Genomic DNA, 19,169 nt, shown 5'->3' with positions numbered 1-19,169 from the left:
AAAGTTCCCGTTTTATTCTTGCAGTAAGTATTTTATTTTACTTTTAATTATATCAATCGCAACGCGATTCATACCGCCACGGGTGACGACCAAGTCGGCATTGTGCTTTGAAGGCTCAATAAACTGATAAAACATTGGTCTTACCGTTGCTTGGTATTGTTCCACCACCGACGGTAAGCTTCTACCTCGCTGCTCAATATCTCGTTGCATACGACGCAGTAAACAAATATCTAACGGTGTATCTATAAACACCTTGATATCAAATTCTTCACTTAATGCGGGATCGCTTAGCAACAAGATACCCTCTATGATTAATATCTTAGCGGGTGTTACCGTGCGAGTCACGTTACTACGAGTATGCTGGGCATAATCATAAGTAGGTACTTCAACTGCATTACCTTGTCTTAGCTGCTCTAAATGTGTGCGCAGCAAGTCGTGTTCAAACGCATCCGGATGGTCATAGTTAGTTTGAGTTCTATGCTCGAACGGCAAATGCGATTGATCTTTGTAATAAGCGTCTTCTTCAATAATGGCAATCGCGCCTGATTCAAGCTCGTTTACCAATTCGTTGTATATTGTTTGTGTAAAAAGAGATTTGCCAGAAGCAGAAGCTCCAGCAATAGCTATAATTGTTCGTGTCACTAAAGTTCACACCCAGCAGTCGTTAACGTTGGAAGATCACAATAGCAAAAAAGACACGATTAATCTCTTTTGCTTCGCTTAGGATGCAAATTTAGCGATTTTGCGTTTAACAAAACAGGACTTTTGTCCTGTGAGACAAAATCGACAAGTTCAACGCAGTTCGTGAATTTTATTATGCTTTTATGACAGCGGACTTATGTCCTGTACGATTATTCGGAGCAACAATAAAGTAGCAATCAATGGGAGCGCAAGTTGATTACTTTTTCACATGTAAACCCAGGTCTTGTAAATATGAGGTAAAAAATGGCAAGAGCAATTATTTTAATGGCAGATAGCCTAGGCATTGGCGCCGCACCAGATGCAGATAAATTTGGTGATGTTGGTGCAAATACGCTTGCACACCTCTTACAAGCTTACAAAAAAGAAACTGGCAAAGCACTGTCTTTACCAAACCTAAGTCGCTTGGGGCTGTTAGATGCTTGCGAAGCGGCAGGTGGCGAATCATGCGAAGTCAGTGAGCGCCAGACCCCTCAAGCAGCTTGGGGTTATGCAAAAGAGCTATCGAGTGGCAAAGATACGCCATCAGGTCATTGGGAAATGGCCGGCGTGCCGGTGTTGTTTGATTGGGGTTATTTCCCAAATACAACACCTTGTTTTCCTCAGGCGTTTGTAGATGAGTTATGCAAGCGCGCTGACATTCCGGGTATTTTAGGCAACTGTTACGCCTCTGGAACAACAATTTTAGAACAACTGGGTGAAGAGCATGTTAACACTGGCATGCCTATTTGTTACACCTCGGTTGATAGCGTTTTTCAAATAGCCGCTCATGAGCAATCATTCGGCCTTGACAAGCTTTATCAGGTATGTGAAATCGCACGGGCACTGCTTGATGAAATGAATATAGGACGAGTGATAGCGCGGCCGTTTATAGGCACCTCGAGTGCCGACTTTATTCGTACGGGTAATCGCAGAGATTATTCGGTGTTACCACCTGCACCGACGGTTTTAGACAAACTAGCAGCGGACGGTGGTGAAGTGATCAGTGTAGGCAAAATTTCTGACATATATGCTCACCAAGGCATAACTCAGAAGCACAAAGCACCGGGGCTGATGAACTTGCTTAAGAAAACCTCAGAGCTAGTGGACAGCGCACCTGATCACAGTTTGATTTTCACTAATTTAGTGGATTTTGATGAAAAATTTGGCCATCGCCGCAACGCAGTTGGGTACGCACAGGCACTTGAGCAATTTGACGCTTTTTTACCGACTATACTCAATAAACTGCAAAGCGATGACTTGTTGTTGATAACTGCCGACCATGGTTGTGATCCAACAGCACCAGGTACCGATCATACTCGTGAGTATGTGCCAGTATTGGCTTACACGCCGGGTATGGTAAATGCTCCGCTAGGAGAAAGACAAAGTTTTGCAGATATAGGTCAAACCCTTGCCCAGTGGTTTAAGTTGTCTGCGCTTGAGTATGGTGAAGGGTTTGTTACTTCACTAAACAGAGCATAAAGAAGGAAAACAATCGATGAGCACACCTCATATTAGTGCAAACAGTGGTGATTTTGCTGAAACAGTATTAATGCCAGGCGATCCGCTTCGAGCACAATATATTGCGGAGCACTTTTTAGAAGATGCACGTCAAGTGACTGGTGTTCGTAACATGTATGGTTTTACTGGTACGTATAACGGGAAACCTGTGAGCATCATGGGTTCGGGCATGGGTATTCCTTCAATGTCTATTTACGCTAGAGAGCTAATTGTAAGTTATGGCGTAAAAAATCTGATCCGAATTGGTACCTGCGGCGGTATAAGTAAAGATATCAAAATTCGCGATGTGATTTTCGCTCAAGGTGCGAGCACAGATTCAAATGTAAACCGTGCTCGTGTTCGTGGCTATGATTTTGCAGCGATAGCAGACTTCGGTTTGCTAGAAAATGGCGTAAATGCAGCTCGCAAGCTTGGTATCGCCGCTAAAGTGGGTAACGTATTTACAACCGACACTTTTTATCAAGCAGATGGCACTTTTTATGAGCAGTTAGACAAGCTAGGCGTTATGGCTGTTGATATGGAAACCGCCGGCATGTATGGCGTTGCTGCTGAGTACGGTGCAAAAGCCATGGCTTTATTTACCGTGAGTGATCATGTTATTACCGGTGAAGCAACACCAGCTGAAGAGCGTCAGAGCACCTTCAACGAGATGGTTAAAATCGCATTAGAGTCGATTTAAAAATTTATATTTGCAGGTTTAACAAGGCCTGCAAATGATTAGTTCCTTGGTAACGTAATCGCAGAGTTTTGGAGACACGCCTAAAACAAAGCGAATCACACCCAAAAAGCCGCACTTAGTGCGGCTTTTTTTTGCCTAAAACTTCGATGAAAATTTCGCTAATAGTTACTATGCTTTTGATTAGTTGACTTTTTAAGAGAGCGTTAATGTTTATAAATGCAATGCTATTATCTTCTTTGCTGATGTTGCCCGTAAGCAGTGTACAGATAGACGAGTTAAAAAAGCTGTCGTCAAGTGAGCCTGATAAGGCGGTCCAGCGTTACTCTGAGTTGCTAAAACAAGCACAAATTGACAATACAGATAAGCAAGTTTTGACTGATTTGCATTTTGAGGGGCTGCTGGCAGCTTTAAATGCTTCGCAGTGGTCGACCTTTGTGAGTATTGTAAAGCGCCTTTCCAGCCCTGAACTCTCTATTTATGTTGAACCTATTAAGTTTAATTTAGTGACGAGGATAGGGGTAGCCTATCGTTTTAATTATCAACTGGAACAAGCTCGCAAACATTATACGTGTGCGTTGGACTTATCTGCTAGTGACATAGAGCTGGCTACACTTAAAGTTAATTTGGCAATTGTTTATAGATTATCAGAACAACCCGCGATGGCTTATCAATTAATTAATAGTATTGATCAAAAGCAATTATCAATGAGGGTTAAAGCAGGTTACTTTGTGGTTAGGGGAAACATACTGACATCTCTTGGAAAATTTGAAGAGGCAGTGTCAAGTTTTGAACAAGCTCGAGGTTTTTATGGCAAGCTGGGTAATGCAATTTCTGCAGCCGGGGTGACATTGAATATTTTAGGTGCATCTTTATCTGGTAACTTGTTAAGTACTTTTTCGCATTATCGCCAAGGATACGAAACCTTAGTTGATGAGCAAGATATGGAGTCTTTACAATACCTGCAATGGTTAGACTTGATAGCGCAAGCAATAAAGACGAAAGAAGTGACGTTGGCACAAGAGCGATGGCTAGCTGAACATGTCAAACCACTGATAAAGCGTGGCTTCGGTGCTGATGTTAAAGCGCATTTAAAAGTGGTTGATAAAGCGTATTTATATCCTAAACAAAAACCTATTAGACTAGGCAAAACGTTGCTACCTGAATCTATGGCACAACCATGGTGCCCAACACTTTGACTTTATTCTTATATCTGCCATGGTTTAATTATAAGGTTATGAAGCTTTTAAAGTGCAGAGGTAGCAACTTTTTTGCAAAGCTATCACGCTAGGGCTGTTAATTAACTAACAAAAGAGTAAATGCTTAAATAACGCAGCGAGGTTAACAAATGTCACAATGGGTAACCGGTAAAATACTCGATGTAAATTGGTGGACACCCAGCTTGTTCAGTCTAAAGATCTCTGCCGATATTGAGCCTTTCAAAGCGGGCCAGTTCACTAAACTCGCACTAAAAATAGGCGACAAGCGTGTTGCGCGTGCATATTCTTTTGTTAATTCTCCGCAAGAGCCAGTATTAGAGTTTTATTTAATTGAAGTTGAAGACGGTAGTTTGTCACAAAAGCTGTCAGAGCTAAAAGTGGGCGACGAAATAGATGTGAGCGTTCAAGCGAATGGCTTTTTAACCATTGAAGAAGTACCTGATTGCGATGTGTTATGGATGCTAAGTACAGGAACTGCAATAGGTCCATTTTTGTCAATAATTGCCCAAGGTAAACTGTGGGATAGGTTTAAGCGTGTTATTTTGGTGCATGGTGTTCGTTATAATGATGATCTTACCTATCAGCATCAGATCATAACGACAGAAAAGTTATTTAAACAATTTACCTACGTACCTGTAGTATCTCGAGAAGAGCCTGAATTAGGCTTGTCAGGACGGATCACCGATTTACTTGAAACTGGCAAGTTGGGTCAATATTGTGGTTTAAGTGAGCTACCAAAATCTAGCCACTTTATGATTTGCGGAAACCCGCAAATGGTAAAAGATACAACAAAATTATTGATGAACGACGGGTTTAAAAGGCATCGGCGTGCGGAGCCTGGCCATATAACAGTAGAGCAATATTGGTGATTTATTGTTTATATTATATGATTTGTGTATTTATGAGTTTATAAATTAAACAAGGTGCCTTGGTGTAACAATGAGTGAAGATAAAAGGATAAGACTGCTGTATCGCGTAGAGCCAGGATGCTTGGGGCCAACAGGTGTTGAGTTTGTTGAAGGCTTTTGCCAGTATGCGAATACTAAAATTAAACCGCCTGTTTATGCTGTTTTTAGCTTTGTTCCGCGTTACGATAAATCGTTACCGGAGCGAGAATATAAAGTCGGCAATAAGAACTTATCAGAAAGCCAAGTTATGGCTTATCTAGCTAGGTTAGATAAAGAAAAAGATCAATTTGAAGAACAAATTGATGAGCTGCTATCTCATGCTATTGATGCTTATTTGAAGCGACTATAAAGCAAAGTCGGATTATTGTGGTCTCTTGCGCTTTGTTGTGCGTGACCGCCTATGTGCTAAAGCGACCTTTTATAAACGATAAAAGGTAAGCAGAGCTGGGCGATGTTGCCCAGCATGCTCATCTGTTACATAAAGTGGCGCTAGAAAGCACGTTTATGCGTGCTCAATCAACTCATTAAAGCTGGCATTGTCATGTAAGCTGGCGAAAGCTGCTTCATGCAATAGCTCGTTTTTCAAATTAGGCGCATATTCTAGCGCCATGCGTATATCGGCCATGGCATCAGCATGCTGGTGTAACATGGCGAACGCACAAGCTCTTTGCCAATAGGCATAGCCATAGTCATTGTCCATTTCTAACGCTTGGTTGCATAGCTGAATTGCAACGCCCGTTTCGCCAAGCTCTAATAAAGCATCGGCTTTGTATGCGATTGCTTCGACATCTTCAGGCTTGCGCTTTAGAATTTCGTCATAAATCTCAATTTTAGAATTCATATCGCTTTCTAAGTTAGCGCGCATCCACAGAGAGTGAACTTCATTCGTTATGGTTATCTTTTTGTGGTTATTTAAAATTTCTTCTGAGCGCTCTTTTAACTTCGATTCAAGTACTTGCAGCCTCTGTTCGTACTCTTGTGTAATGTTACCAACGCGCTCTTTGACTAAGTCTTCCACTTTACTCTTAATGTCTCTTAACGATGTCCAACCAACTACAACTAAAATAGACGCGGTTGCGGTGATAATGAACAACACATTGTTAATTGTATCGGTGGTATAAGTGATAGCTCTATCGGCGGCATCAAGTTGAGAGTGGGTGACTTGTTTGGTAAGGTCTTCACGCAGCTTTTGCTGGTCGTAACGAACAGCTTTTAGTTCGTCTAGTATGTAGCGTTCCAATAAAGGTTTATACATTGGCGCTTGCAGTTCTTCAAGGGCTTTATCTTGTTGGGTCTCGGTAAGTTTAGCTGCTTGCTGAGCGTTCACTCCAAAGCTAAGTAAGCAAATGCAGAGTAAAAAAAAGAATGATTTCATAACGGACTATACTTTCTATTGATTAAGAGCGCATGGTGCATGAAGTTGCGATAAAATGCAAAGCAGCACACCAAACTATTTAGTTGTTTTTGCTATGTAAAGTAAGAGGACACATAATAGTGTACTCGTCGTTATAGTGAGTCTATGAATGAAGAAGTTTTGGCTGGTATTGATACTGTTTTCTTTCGCTATCAATGCAGAACCTAAGTTGAATGTTGTTACCGAAGAATGGGTTCCATACAATTTCACCAATGAAGAGGGGGAAGTTGTTGGCCGTGCGACTAAAAAAGTACGTGAAGTGCTTGATGCTGCAAAAATACCTTATGAGATCAGAAGCTACCCTTGGGTACGCTCTATGAAAATGGCACAGCGTAATGCCAATACCATGATTTATTCAATTTATCGCACAGAAGAGCGGGAAGCTCTCTTTTTGTGGGCATGTCCATTACTTAATCCAGTGAAAGAGTATCTATTTAAGCTACGTAGCCGTGATGACATTAAGCTCACTACTTTGGACGATGCCAAAAATTATATTATTTCTCTAGTGAGAGGCAGCATCTCTCATGAATATTTATTGGCTCAGGGTTTTAAAAATGGGGTGAACCTCGATTTAACCGCTGATCCCAGTGCAAGCCCTCGCAAGCTCTTAGCAAGACGTGTTGACTTTATTATTACCACCGAGTACACCGCGTATGAAAGAATGCGTGAATTAGGCAGACCCTTTGAGCTTTTGGAAATTGCGCATGAAGTAAAAAATGCTAACGAGCGGCGCGCGTGTATGGCATTTAGTAAAAACACCGATCCACAGATAGTAAAGCGTGTGCAAGAAGCGCTCGCCAAGCACAACCAACAGTTTGATAGCCCATAAATGACTGATGTGACCTGAGTTATTGCCACGAAAGGCCTACCTCAAAGAGGTGTGAATAGCGGGAGTGATATCAGCTGCCTGCTTTTGGTACATACTAGAGAGGTTTTATGAAGTATCAGGCTTACAGTAAGGCTGCTTGTTCGACAACAATACTATGCCTTTGTGCAAGACGATGGTGATCTTTGTCATAACCCCCACCAATCACGGTAGCGACGGGAATACCGCGTGCTTGACAGGTTGATAAAACGAGCGCATCTCTTTTTTGTAACCCTTGCCAGCTAATGTTTAGCTTTCCTAGGCTATCGTGTTGCCAAATATCTACACCCGCATCGTAAATCACCAGCGATGGGTTTAAGTCATCAATTAACCCAGTCAGAGTTTCTTTGACAATGTGTAAATAGGGTTGATCTTCTAAATAGTTATCTAGGCCAATATCTAGATCGCTCGCATGTTTTCTAAACGGAAAGTTCTTTTCACAGTGAATGGAGCAGGTAAATACATAAGGGTTATGGGCAAGCATAGCGGCAGTGCCATCGCCTTGATGCACGTCTAAATCAAAAATCAGTACGTTATGAACCTGTCTAGTTGCCACCAACTCGTGGGCAGTAAAAACCAGGTCGTTAACCATGCAAAAACCAGAGCCAAAATCGTAATGAGCATGGTGTGTGCCTCCAGCCAAATGACAAGCAATACCATGCTGTAGCGCCAATTGTGCTGCTTTTAAAGTGCCTAGTGGAGCGGTAAATGTCCGTGCCATCAGTTGCTCTGACCAAGGCAAGCCAATGCGGCGCATGCATTTCTCGCTCAAGCGATTATGCCAAAGATCCCAAATGTAGTTCTCGCAATGGATGTTCTCTAGGCGCTGGGGCGTGCCAATGCTGGGCTGGTGAAGATTGTTTTGTATCAGACCACGTTGTTTGCATTGTTCAAATAGGCGCGCAAATTTGCTCATTACAAAGCGGTGTTTTGGATCAAATGAGAAAGAGTAATTTGGATGGTACACCAAAGGTAAATTGGGGTTGAAGCTCATAGGTGCTGCATGCTCTTTTATGATTGATTTATTGTAGCTGTGCACAGCTATTAGGGTATAATAGCGGGTTTGCAGAATATGTACGAGCATGGCTTCTGATTGGATTTGGTATGAGCGCAGATTTAGAAACAAAAATTTTATCTACAAATGACCCGCAAAGTTTAGAAACAGCTTATGAATACTTAAAAAGTGGGCAACTTGTGGCAATTCCAACCGAAACGGTTTACGGCCTTGCTGCAGATGCAAGTCAACCTGAGGCCGTTAGTCAGATTTTTGCTGCTAAGGGACGACCTGCCGATCATCCTTTAATTGTGCATGTAGATAGCGTTGAAAAACTAAAGGACTGGGCTTGTGAAGTGCCAAACAGCGCCAAGGTACTGGCTGAGGCGTTTTGGCCCGGCCCTCTAACTGTTATTTTGCAAAAAGCTGAGCATGTATCTTATGTGGTTACAGGTGGACAAGATACCGTAGGCTTGAGAGTACCCAATCAAGCTGCAGTACGAACGTTGTTAGCTCGTTTAAATACTGGCCTAGCTGCACCGTCTGCTAACCCATACAAACGCATTAGCCCAACAACCGCAGAGCAGGTTATGTTTGGACTGAATAAAAAGATAGCGGCCGTGTTAGACGGGGGCCCATGCGATGTGGGGCTAGAAAGTACCATTTTAGACTTAACAAGTGATACACCGATTATTTTGCGCTCAGGGCCGATTACTAAATCACAGATTGAGGCCGTGCTGGGGTGTGAAGTTAAGCTCCCTACAAGCCACAATGTTGCCGTACCTGGCAATGTCAAAGCACATTATCAACCCACTAAACCTGTTAAGTTAATGACGAGCAATAGTTTGCTTGAGCAGCTTAGTTCACACTCTACCTTGTCACAAAATGATATTGCCGTTTTGTATTATTCCGATACGCTAACAAACTCACTTGATGAGACATCAGCGCTGCAAATGAAGCTATCGTCAGACAAAGCAGCGTATGCGCAAAACCTATATTATGCGCTTTATCAGTTAGATAACGCAGATATTAAACATATCTGGATTGAACTTCCTCCTGATAAAGAGCAGTGGTTAGATGTGCTTGACCGTTTAAGTCGTGCGGCTGCGAGCTAAGCGACTGACAAGGCCCACAGCTAAAAGGCTATATTGTGGGCCAAAAACCATTATTTATTTCACCTGCGCTGGTTTTTAGGTTTGCCTTTGCACTTTTTAGCCGCTTTTACATTAACCCACTTTTTTGGCTGCGAAAGTATTAATTTCTACCTGCCATTACGCCACCATCAATATTCAGCACCGTACCGGTGATCCAGCTACTTTGCTCACTCAATAAATGACATATGCTGTTTGCAATATCTTCTGGCGTACCAATACGACCAAGAGGATGAAATTGGTTAAAGCTAGCGAGTGCGTCATCCACTTCTTTGGCATCAATAAAGTGCTCGTAAATCGGTGTTTTAACCACCGCGGGCGCAACTGCGTTAACGCGTATATTATGCTCTGCAAGTTCCATCGCTAAATGTTGTGTTAGTGAGTGCAGCCCAGCCTTTGCCATAGAGTAGGCTGACGATGGCGTTGCTTTAATTGCCTGATTTGCCCACATAGAGCCGACATTTACAATTGCACCTTGTTGGCGAGTTTGCATCACTTTAACGGCTGCTTGCGTGATAAAAAACAGGCTTTTATTGAGTGCGAAATAGCGTTCATAATCCACCTCGGTATGTTCAATAAATGGTTTTGGATTAAAGTAGCCTGCAGCATTTATTAGATATTGAATTGGGGCTGTGTGCTGTGCAATATACGTTGCTACCACGTTTGTACCTTCAGACGTAGATAAATCGGCGAGTAATGCACTGGCGTTGGCACTGTCTAAAGCTGTTAAAGCTGATTGTAACTTTGTGGCGTTCTTACCCACAATACAAACTGGAATTTGGTGTTTGAGTAATAATTGTGCTGTAGCAAAGCCGATACCACTGCTGCCGCCAACGATCATGGCATAACCCGAGTTTGAAAATAACATACTTAATCCTCATCTAAATATCACACACCATGTGTAATTGGTGTATAACAATGACTGACTGTGACGCATAAAAATAGTAGGTACAAATTGGTTTATAGGGTACTTTTTGGTACATGATTATGATTAATAAAGATAAAAAAGTTGAAAGAAAAGTGGGCCCGCAAGAGTCTGCACGTATGGTAGAGGTGTTGGTTGGCTGTAAGTGGTCGTTAACAGTGTATCAATTATTGGCGGCAGGCATTAATAGGCCAGGCGAAATGGTCCGAAAAACACATGGGTTAACAACTAAGGTACTTAATCAGTGTCTTAAGAAAAATGTTGAGTTTGGTGTATTAAAAAAACAAAGCTTTGCTGAGATCCCTCCGCGAGTTGAGTATGAAGTAACAGAGCTTGGGGAGCAGTTTTTGTCTATTTTGAACGCTTTAGAGCAACTACAACAGCAGATTAACCAAGCTCAGTAATTCTGGCTGCATACGTATTCAGCGGGATAAATTAGGTCAGGTGCTCTACATTGTTATCGGTTTGTAAATAAATCAACAACAAGAGCACATTATGACAACATTAAATAAAATATCTAAACTATCAGCATTGAGCGGGGCAACATTGCTGTGTTTATCACAGAGCGTGCATGCTCAACCTACCACTTTTGTTCATTTGTTTGAATGGTCTTGGCCTGATGTAGCCCAAGAGTGTGAAACCTTTTTAGGACCAAAAGGCTATGCGGCGGTGCAAGTGTCACCACCAAATGAGCACATCACAGGCGATCCGTGGTGGACTCGATATCAACCAGTGAGCTATCAGTTGCACAGCCGAGGTGGCAGTGAAGCGCAGTTTAAAGATATGGTGCAACGCTGTAAGCAAGCAGGCGTTGATATATACGTAGATGCGGTGATTAACCATATGGCGGCTGGCAGTGGGCAGGGCGTTGCGGGCAACACCTATGGTATTAAGCAGTTCCCGATGTACAGCCCACATGATTTTCATGAAAGTTGTGCTATCAACGGTGAAGATTATGGCAATAATGCGTGGCGAGTACAAAACTGCGAGTTGGTTGGTTTGGCAGATTTAGACACCGACTCTGCTTATGTACAGTCGCAATTAAGTGGTTATTTAAACTCATTGGTGAATGCTGGCGTTGCTGGCTTTAGACTTGATGCCTCTAAGCATATGCCAGCATCAGATATCGCCACGATTTTGTCGCAAGTCAATGGTACGCCTTTGGTGTTTCAAGAAGTGATTGACCAAGGAAGCGAAGCGGTAAGCGCGAGTGAATACTTTGGCAATGGCCTTGTTACCGAGTTTAAATACACCACTAAGCTAGGAGAAACCTTTAAAGGCGGCAAGCTCGCTTGGCTAAACAATTTTGGTGAAGCCTGGGGAATGATGCCAAGCTATAAAGCCGTAGTGTTTGTTGATAACCACGATAACCAACGCGGTCATGGTGGTGCTGGTAATGTGGTGACATTTGCTGATGGCAAGCTTTACGACTTAGCCAATGTATTTATGTTGGCGTATCCATATGGTTACCCAAAGGTGATGTCGAGTTACGAGTTTAACCATGATAGCGATGCTGGTGCGCCGAGTGTGCCTGTTCACGACAACGGCCAACTAAACTGCTCTGCTCAGCAATGGCAGTGTGAGCATCGCCACAGTATGATCTCGGGCGCGGTTGATTTTCGCAATAACACCACAGGTCATTGGCAAGTGAGTAATTGGTGGGATAACGGCAATAACCAAATAGCATTTTCACGAGGTAACGAAGGCTTTGTGGTTATTAACCGAGAGTCAGGGGCGCTTTCTCAATCTTTACAAACAGGGTTAGCACCAGGAGTATATTGTGATGTGTTATCAGGTAACTTAAGCGCTGATAAATCTAGTTGCTCGGGGCGTCAGGTTAACGTTAACGCTCAAGGGGTTGCCTCTATCTTACTGTCGCAAATGGATGCGCTTGCGATTCATCACAATGCCAAGCTAGCACAAGGCACAACTACCGATTTGCAGCGCACAGTGGTATTTATCAAAGCGCAGACCTCGTCAGGTCAAGATATGTTTATTCGCGGTGGCATTGATCACAATTATGCACTGAGTATTGGCAAAGATTGCACCCAGGATCCCGCGCTGTGTATGTTAAAAATTAGCCATAACAACCTAAAAAACAGTACAACCTCAGGCTGGAAAGCGGGTGATCACTACCTTGACTGGGCAGCGAACGAATCTGGACAAAGCCCAACCGCACAGGGTAGCCCATTAGATTGGACAACAAACGCATGGCCCACTGACTGGGGTATAAAACGCACTGTAGAAAATGATGGTTACGGTGAAACGCCTTTAAACCAGTATGGTCAGCATTATTGGATGTTGGATGTACAAATGGATTGCAGCAATACTATTAACGGCTGGTTTGAACTAAAAGCGTATGTTAAGAACGGTCAGGGTTGGGAGGGAGATATACGCCAGCCCAACGCCCCATATGAAAGTAACAACCACTTTGCGCAATGCGGAAAAATCAATGTATTTGAATTTGGTAAGCACGCTGCAACATATGCACATTTTTAGATAAAAACGGGTACTTATTGAAGTAGCTTAGTGCGACTATGAGCTACTTCTTGTGTACTACAATGCTGTTCTAGCAAATCCATCTGGACGACTTTTTTTGGTCTTATTCTTTTATATTCAAAAACTTGCTCTGAAAACTGTGACGAGATCCAAGGTACATCTAGTATATTGACGTATTGCTCAATGGATTCTTGCTGGCCATATTCAAACAAAAAGCTTCCATGTTCTATGGCGTATGCAAAGCGTTTGTACTGAGTATTATTGGGTGCCTGCATAGCGTTGACAAATGCACGCATCAACACAAAGTGGTAGTAGTAATGGTGATTACTACCCGCAATAGAAAAAATGGTTTGTCTAACAGAGTTTTGGTAGCGCCAAAATTGCGAGTAATCTGCTAATAATATCTCTGTATTGAGTAAGTTTAAACCTATACGTGCTGCTGTTTCTGTTTCACCTGCCAAACTTAGATCTCGATAAAGCGCTTTAAATAAGGCCTTTGCTTCTTTTAGGTTATTGGTATCAAGATAATGATTCGCTAAATTGATTTTGACTCTTAAATGTTGTTGCTCATTTACGGCTAATTTGGCTGCCTTATCTAAAATTGCCTTTGCTTTGTTGTATTGTTTAGCATGAACCATGGCAGATTGTAGGTTGAGTAAAGTATGAAAGCTAAAGCTTTTGTCGCCATTATTTAGCGCGAGTGCACATTGGTATGCTCTCATTGCATCTTCATAGTGGCCATTTATTCTCAGTAGCACGCCCAGATTGCTCACCAATTTGGCATGATGATTTTCAATGTGAGATTGCCAAAGTGGTTGAGCAAGCTTAAGGGCAATATCATTGGCCAGTTTGGGTTGGTTGCTGACGATAGCAGCCCTTAACGTTAATTGATAAAACTGTGCTGAGCCCGTATTGGCCGGCAGAGAGGTATGTGCATAGTAACGCTGAGCGAGCTCATGAGGCTCTAGCATAAACTGTGATTTTAGTTCCGCGAGATCGGGCGGCACGCCTTGCAAAAGGGCAATTAAAATAGCAATATTTGGCAGCACACTCTCTCCTGCGGTTAATGACGTACCCACCTAGGCAAAAACCAACAGGCAAAGCAGCCTGTTCACGGTAACGAATTTTAATGCAGTGTATCACCGAATAAAAGATCATAAAGGAAATAACAATAATGTGGATAAAAAATGAACCGCTTAATGGCCGCCATGTCACATTGGAACCGTTGAACCTAAGTCATGTTGAAGGTTTACAAAGTGCAGTGGCAGATGGCGAACTATGGACACTTTGGTATGCCAATGTGCCCACACCTGAGCAAATGAAAGAATATGTAGAGCGCGCGATGATGAAGGCCGAAAAAGGGGGTGTTGCTTTTGCTGTGATCAATAATGCGTCTGGTCGGGTAGTCGGCACAACTCGTTACTATCAGGTAGATAGTAGTAATAAGAGGGCAGCCATTGGTTACACGTGGTATGCCAATAGAGCACGTCGAACAGCAATTAATACAGAAGCAAAATTATTGTTGCTGCAAAATATTTTTGAAACCTATGGTGCTATTGCAGTTGAGTTTAAAACACATTTTTTTAATCTCCCCTCTCGCAATGCAATTGAACGACTGGGTGCTAAATTGGATGGAGTACTGCGGGCTCACCAAATTATGCCAGATGGATCGTTGCGAGATACTGCGGTTTATTCAATCATTGCTAGTGAATGGCCTGCAGTACGCAATAATTTGTTTCACAGGCTTTAAGCTGACTCATCATCATGATCAGTTAGTTAATATGTATTCGTTTTGAACTTGTTTGTTCCTGTATTGGTCTATGTGAAATTAACGATAAATATAAAGGAAGAGTAATGATCGCGTTCGACACAGTGCTTGCCTATACGTTGGCATGCATCTTATTGGTGATTTCTCCTGGACCAGATAACTTATTGGCTATTGGTAGAGGCCTGAGTCAGGGTCGGTTAGCCGCAATAGTTTCTGGGCTCTCATCTGGGGCTGGGATTTTGTTTCATGTTATTACGGCAACATTGGGTTTAACGGTTTTACTGCAAACCTCTGAAGTGGCATTTTATGTTGTTAAATTTGTTGGTGCGGGCTATTTAATATGGCTGGGTATCAAGGTGCTAAGAAGTAAAAGTTTATTCAGCTTAGCGCATACTGTACCTAAGCAGTCATTGCGTACTATTTTTGTGACTGGTTTTTTATCAGCGGCACTTAATCCAAAACCTGGGTTGTTCGTATTGGCGTTTATTCCACAGTTTGTTAACCCCGCTTTGAGCTCTGTGAGTGCGCAAATGGTTGGTTTTGGCATATGGTTTGCTGTGCTGACGGCACTAGGTTTTGCGTTAATGGGCGTTTTTGCTTCTACCTTAACTACATGGTTGTCAACAAAACCTAAGGTTGTAGCGGCGTTAAATACCGGTGCAGGGTTAACTTTTGTGTCGTCTGGGCTGGCGGTCGCTTTTATGCGTCAAAGATAATACGCTTGAAAATGTGCGCTGTCGCCACCACATACTAACCATATTATCCCTTGCTCTTAGCATAAAGTAAGGGCGTATTATCAAAGTATAAAAGGTATAACAATGAACCCTATTTTAGCGATTTTAAAAGAGCATAATATAAGTGATGTGCAGATAAAGGAGTTGTTTCAAACTTTAACTGACAACCCGATGATGGCGATGGGCGTGATAACACAACTCGGGATCCCGCAAGACAAGCTACAGCAGCTTATGGGGCTCGTAATGCAAAACCCTGCGCTTATCAAAGAAGCGGTTGACGAACTAGGCTTAGACTTTTCAAAAGTAGAGCAAGCAAAAGAAAAGCTTAACCAACAGCAGTGATTTCATTTCACCTATTGTTTTGCGGTGAGCGCTTGCTCCCGCAACCCTTCCAAATTGTGCCCTAAACTCTTTTTCACATTACAGAATGCTATAACACACTGATTTACTGTTATTCGTATAGCGGTACTTTTCTTAACTTTGGCTCTGAGTTATCATGCATAAAAATGGTAATAGGAATTATTGTTAATTGCAGTAAGCGTATAAGCTATGACATTAAACGATTTAAAACTAAGACAAAAAGCCTTAATTACTGCGCTTGAGCATCAAGATGTTGCACTTGCTAGTCGTATCATGGCCCTAGGATTGGTGCCTGGAGAGTTGATTGAACTGATGAACGTTGCACCTATGGGGTGCCCATTGCAGGTGAAAGTGGGTGACACACTGGTAAGTGTTCGTAAAGCGGATGCAAGTTTAATTTCGATAACAGCAAACAGTTAGGGGGTGCAGATGAAAGTAGCATTAGTGGGTAACCCTAATTGTGGTAAAACAACATTATTTAATCGCTTAACAGGCTCTAAACAAAAAGTTGGTAATTGGCCCGGGGTTACGGTTGAACAAAAAGTAGGTCAATGTAGTTTGCCCTCAGGGTTAGATATTGAGCTTATTGATTTGCCCGGCCTTTACAGTGTTGAGCAAATAGAGCCCGGGCAAGATGAACAAATCGCCATTGATTTTTTACGCCAAGGTAAGGCCGATTTAATCATTAACATTGTTGATGCATCTAACTTAGAGCGAAATTTGGTGCTGACAACTCAGCTACAAGAGCTCGGTACGCCTATAATAGTGGTGGCCAACATGGTGGATGTGGCAACCCAGCGCGGCAAATCGTTAGATGTCCAGCTGTTAGGTGAGCGTTTGAACTTGCCTGTTATCGAGGTGGTTGGTTCAACGGGCAAAGGGGTTGATTCACTCAAACAAGCACTTTGTGATGATGCCTCTAAGAGCAAGCCAAAGGTTGATGTAACAACAAAGCAGCAAGGTGAATCGCACGACCCAGTCTCAGAAACTGTTGCGCGTTATAAAAGGGTACGTAGCCTGACCCAAGGGGTGAATATAATTTCTCCCAAACGCTCAGACATCACCGATTCCATCGATAAGATTGTACTTAATCGGTTTTTAGGCGTGCCCATCTTCTTAGCGATGATGTATTTGATGTTTACCATTGCGGTTAATTTTGGCGCGGTATTTATCGATTTTTTTGATATTTTTGTCGGTGCCTTGTTGATTGACGGGGTTAAAGAAGTACTTGGCGGCATTGGTGCTCCTCAGTGGTTAAGTGTGTTGTTAGCCGATGGCTTTGGTGCTGGTGTGCAATTAGTAGCAACATTTATTCCTGTTATTGGGGTGTTGTATTTGTGTTTGTCGCTACTTGAAGACAGTGGCTATTTGTCTCGTGCAGCATTTGTGATTGACCGTTTAATGTCATCTATTGGCTTGCCCGGTAATGCATTTGTGCCCTTAATTGTTGGTTTTGGTTGTAACGTACCCGCGGTGATGTCGGCCCGTACCATGAACCGTGAGTCTGATAGGTTACTAACAATAATCATGGCGCCTTTTATGTCGTGTGGTGCTCGGCTCACTGTATACGCTTTATTTGCAGCTGCGTTTTTTCCAACTAATGGCGCAAATATCGTCTTTGCTTTGTACTTACTGGGTATTGTTGTTGCGGTTGGCAGTGGTTTTATATTCCGCAAGCTGGTTTTCACGGGTGAGAAAACCCCTTCATATACAGAAATGCCTGCATATCACCTACCTGTATGGCGTAATATTTGGCTAACAACTTGGCACCGTTTAAAAGGTTTTATCGCGCGCGCTGGTAAAACCATCGTAATGGTAGTGATGTTGTTGAGTATGCTTAATTCGATTGGCACAGATGGTAGTTTTGGGAATGAAAATACCGACCGTTCATTGCTTGCAAAAGCGGCACAGGTTGTCACACCTGCTTTTAAACCTTTGGGCATTGAAGAAGATAATTGGCCTGCAACAGTGGGTATTGTCACAGGCCTGTTCGCCAAAGAAGCGATTGTGGGCACACTCGACGCGCTATATATTGGTGAAGAGCAACAAACAACCGAATATTCACTGACTAATGCAACTGTTGAAGCGCTTGGCACAATCCCTAGTAACTTTATAGATTTATTAGGTAACTTGGGCGATCCATTAGGTTTAGGTGCACTAGATGAGCAAGATGCAAACAGCAATGCACTGTTAACGCAAATGGCAAGTCAATTTAATGGTCAGCTTGGCGCATTTAGCTACCTTGTCTTAATTTTGTTGTATACCCCCTGCGTGGCTGTATTAGGGGCTGTTAAAAGGGAGTCTGGCGCACGCTGGATGTGGCTGGTAATTGGTTGGACAACCTCATTAGCATATATTTTATCAACCAGTATTTATCAGCTCGCAAACTTTGCTCAGCAGCCACTGTTTGCCAGTACCTGGCTTGCGGTAATGGGGGTAATTGCTTTTGCTTGGTGGTTTGGCTTAAGAGGGCTTGGCAAACAATTAAACAAACCGCCCACATATCAAATTAATTTGAGTTGATAACGATTAGCCAGCAGTTTGTCTGCTGGCTAACTTACCGAACTTAGGCAATTATTCACGGCTTTAAATTAATGTCCTTACATACGGTGGGTAACAGCGCCGTCGTGAGTCCTGCAGGAAGATGACTCAGTATGGTTGTTGATATTTGATTACGTTCTTTTGTGTCACCGTTGATGATGTAATTAATCCATTGATGAAAATAAGATACCCGAGTGTAGATTTCAGTGATGCCATACTTACCTATTGCAGAACCTTTGAATCTAGAGCTGATTCCTAAAATGTGAAGCTCGCCATGTTCATCAATCAAATAGGCCGGTCCTCCGCTGTCGCCACCTCCAGATACACCTTCAAGAGGAAGCGCTGTATCTCCTTTATCGAACTTGAACTTTAGCAATGGGCCGATAGCTTGCTCTACTTTATTTTGAGCTTTTCTTAATATGCCTTTGTTTTCAAAATTGTCTATAGTTTGGCCTGTCAGGCCATTACCTGTGCCTCCAATTCCTATAAACCAAATTGACTGATTGTTTTCATTTGTCTGCTTGTACGGGGTTGCAGGTCGAATGTCATTTACAGGGGTTGTTAACTTTACCAATGCAATGTCATGGCTTTGTCCAGGAGCGTATTTATTGTGTATAAATACTTGTTCGACTTGGTGTAATTTCTTGTTTATCGATATATTTTTGCCAGCGCCAAGACAAAAAGTCGCATGCGCGGCGGTTATTACCCACTGTGGTTTTATTAAAGTGCCGTGGGCACCATCAATGTAAAATGTCGCTAAGGGTTTAAAATCTGAAGGCTCTGCAAGGTATCGCTCACTGGCAATGTCATGGCGCGTAACAATCGCATGACAGGGAATACTTAATACCATTAAGGTCAGTATAAGCGTTTTGATCATAAAAATAGCCCTCATGTTGTCTCATTCTTATCTTAATT

20 protein-coding genes are annotated in these 19,169 nt (G+C 42.6%); 14 read left to right on the top strand and 6 right to left on the bottom strand.

The features are described from left to right. Positions 1-12 precede the first annotated feature (12 nt). Complete coding sequence (gene udk, locus GDK41_RS19075; RefSeq protein WP_152088062.1) at positions 13-642, bottom strand: uridine kinase; 630 nt, start codon at positions 640-642, stop codon at positions 13-15. A 303-nt stretch (positions 643-945) separates the two neighbouring features. Here udk and GDK41_RS19070 point away from each other — a divergent pair, with 303 nt between their 5' ends. From GDK41_RS19070 to GDK41_RS19050, 5 genes are all read left to right on the top strand, one after another. Next, entirely contained in the window at positions 946-2,160 is a 1,215-nt protein-coding gene (locus tag GDK41_RS19070; protein ID WP_152088061.1) for a phosphopentomutase, read from the top strand. Between the two features lie 16 nt (positions 2,161-2,176). Then, a complete protein-coding gene (gene deoD, locus GDK41_RS19065) occupies positions 2,177-2,878 on the top strand; it encodes a purine-nucleoside phosphorylase (RefSeq protein ID WP_152088060.1) in 702 nt (233 codons plus the stop codon). A gap of 206 nt (positions 2,879-3,084) precedes the next feature. Beyond that, positions 3,085-4,074, top strand: coding sequence for a hypothetical protein (locus GDK41_RS19060; protein ID WP_152088059.1), 990 nt, complete (start codon positions 3,085-3,087; stop codon positions 4,072-4,074). A 149-nt stretch (positions 4,075-4,223) separates the two neighbouring features. After that, complete coding sequence (locus GDK41_RS19055; RefSeq protein ID WP_152088058.1) at positions 4,224-4,964, top strand: ferredoxin--NADP reductase; 741 nt, start codon at positions 4,224-4,226, stop codon at positions 4,962-4,964. 70 nt (positions 4,965-5,034) lie between these two features. Continuing rightward, on the top strand, positions 5,035-5,352 hold the full coding sequence (locus GDK41_RS19050) for a hypothetical protein (RefSeq protein WP_152088057.1): 318 nt from the start codon (positions 5,035-5,037) through the stop codon (positions 5,350-5,352). 153 nt (positions 5,353-5,505) lie between these two features. Here the strand turns inward: GDK41_RS19050 and GDK41_RS19045 are convergent, their stop codons facing one another. After that, positions 5,506-6,378 (bottom strand): tetratricopeptide repeat protein, encoded by an 873-nt coding sequence (locus GDK41_RS19045; RefSeq protein ID WP_152088056.1) that lies wholly within the window; start codon positions 6,376-6,378, stop codon positions 5,506-5,508. A gap of 148 nt (positions 6,379-6,526) precedes the next feature. On the opposite strand from GDK41_RS19045, the gene GDK41_RS19040 reads away from it, so the two are divergent. Continuing rightward, positions 6,527-7,246 (top strand): substrate-binding periplasmic protein, encoded by a 720-nt coding sequence (locus GDK41_RS19040; protein WP_152088055.1) that lies wholly within the window; start codon positions 6,527-6,529, stop codon positions 7,244-7,246. A 121-nt stretch (positions 7,247-7,367) separates the two neighbouring features. On the opposite strand, the gene GDK41_RS19035 is transcribed toward GDK41_RS19040, so the two are convergent. Further along, complete coding sequence (locus GDK41_RS19035; protein WP_152088289.1) at positions 7,368-8,276, bottom strand: histone deacetylase family protein; 909 nt, start codon at positions 8,274-8,276, stop codon at positions 7,368-7,370. Between the two features lie 110 nt (positions 8,277-8,386). Between GDK41_RS19035 and GDK41_RS19030 the strand changes: the two genes are divergently transcribed. Further along, positions 8,387-9,391 carry an L-threonylcarbamoyladenylate synthase gene (locus tag GDK41_RS19030; protein WP_152088054.1) on the top strand — a complete coding sequence of 335 codons (1,005 nt, stop codon included), beginning with the start codon at positions 8,387-8,389 and terminating at the stop codon, positions 9,389-9,391. A 139-nt stretch (positions 9,392-9,530) separates the two neighbouring features. Here GDK41_RS19030 and GDK41_RS19025 read toward each other — a convergent pair whose 3' ends face one another. After that, a complete protein-coding gene (locus tag GDK41_RS19025) occupies positions 9,531-10,295 on the bottom strand; it encodes an SDR family NAD(P)-dependent oxidoreductase (protein WP_152088053.1) in 765 nt (254 codons plus the stop codon). A 119-nt stretch (positions 10,296-10,414) separates the two neighbouring features. Here GDK41_RS19025 and GDK41_RS19020 point away from each other — a divergent pair, with 119 nt between their 5' ends. After that, the gene (locus tag GDK41_RS19020; protein WP_152088052.1) at positions 10,415-10,756 is read left to right on the top strand and encodes a winged helix-turn-helix transcriptional regulator; all 342 of its coding nucleotides are present in this window, start codon (positions 10,415-10,417) and stop codon (positions 10,754-10,756) included. Positions 10,757-10,847: 91 nt separating this feature from the next. Further along, the gene (locus tag GDK41_RS19015; RefSeq protein WP_152088051.1) at positions 10,848-12,851 is read left to right on the top strand and encodes an alpha-amylase; all 2,004 of its coding nucleotides are present in this window, start codon (positions 10,848-10,850) and stop codon (positions 12,849-12,851) included. A gap of 14 nt (positions 12,852-12,865) precedes the next feature. On the opposite strand, the gene GDK41_RS19010 is transcribed toward GDK41_RS19015, so the two are convergent. Then, positions 12,866-13,900 carry a tetratricopeptide repeat protein gene (locus tag GDK41_RS19010; protein ID WP_152088050.1) on the bottom strand — a complete coding sequence of 345 codons (1,035 nt, stop codon included), beginning with the start codon at positions 13,898-13,900 and terminating at the stop codon, positions 12,866-12,868. Positions 13,901-14,025: 125 nt separating this feature from the next. Between GDK41_RS19010 and GDK41_RS19005 the strand changes: the two genes are divergently transcribed. The 5 genes from GDK41_RS19005 (at position 14,026) to feoB (ending at position 18,236) form a co-directional block, all read left to right on the top strand. Continuing rightward, positions 14,026-14,601, top strand: a complete 576-nt coding sequence (locus tag GDK41_RS19005; protein WP_152088049.1) for a GNAT family N-acetyltransferase — start codon at positions 14,026-14,028, stop codon at positions 14,599-14,601. 104 nt (positions 14,602-14,705) lie between these two features. Continuing rightward, positions 14,706-15,335, top strand: a complete 630-nt coding sequence (locus GDK41_RS19000; RefSeq protein ID WP_152088048.1) for a LysE family translocator — start codon at positions 14,706-14,708, stop codon at positions 15,333-15,335. A gap of 102 nt (positions 15,336-15,437) precedes the next feature. Continuing rightward, on the top strand, positions 15,438-15,695 hold the full coding sequence (locus GDK41_RS18995; RefSeq protein ID WP_152088047.1) for a DUF2999 family protein: 258 nt from the start codon (positions 15,438-15,440) through the stop codon (positions 15,693-15,695). Positions 15,696-15,902: 207 nt separating this feature from the next. Beyond that, complete coding sequence (locus GDK41_RS18990) at positions 15,903-16,133, top strand: FeoA family protein (protein ID WP_152088046.1); 231 nt, start codon at positions 15,903-15,905, stop codon at positions 16,131-16,133. A 9-nt stretch (positions 16,134-16,142) separates the two neighbouring features. Then, positions 16,143-18,236 carry a ferrous iron transport protein B gene (gene feoB, locus GDK41_RS18985; RefSeq protein WP_152088045.1) on the top strand — a complete coding sequence of 698 codons (2,094 nt, stop codon included), beginning with the start codon at positions 16,143-16,145 and terminating at the stop codon, positions 18,234-18,236. A gap of 55 nt (positions 18,237-18,291) precedes the next feature. On the opposite strand, the gene GDK41_RS18980 is transcribed toward feoB, so the two are convergent. Further along, a complete protein-coding gene (locus tag GDK41_RS18980; protein WP_152088044.1) occupies positions 18,292-19,131 on the bottom strand; it encodes a trypsin-like serine protease in 840 nt (279 codons plus the stop codon). Positions 19,132-19,169: the final 38 nt, after the last annotated feature.

The organism is Pseudoalteromonas sp. A25, from assembly GCF_009176705.1.
Classification (GTDB): domain Bacteria; phylum Pseudomonadota; class Gammaproteobacteria; order Enterobacterales; family Alteromonadaceae; genus Pseudoalteromonas.
This window is presented reverse-complemented; position numbering and strand designations above follow the sequence as displayed.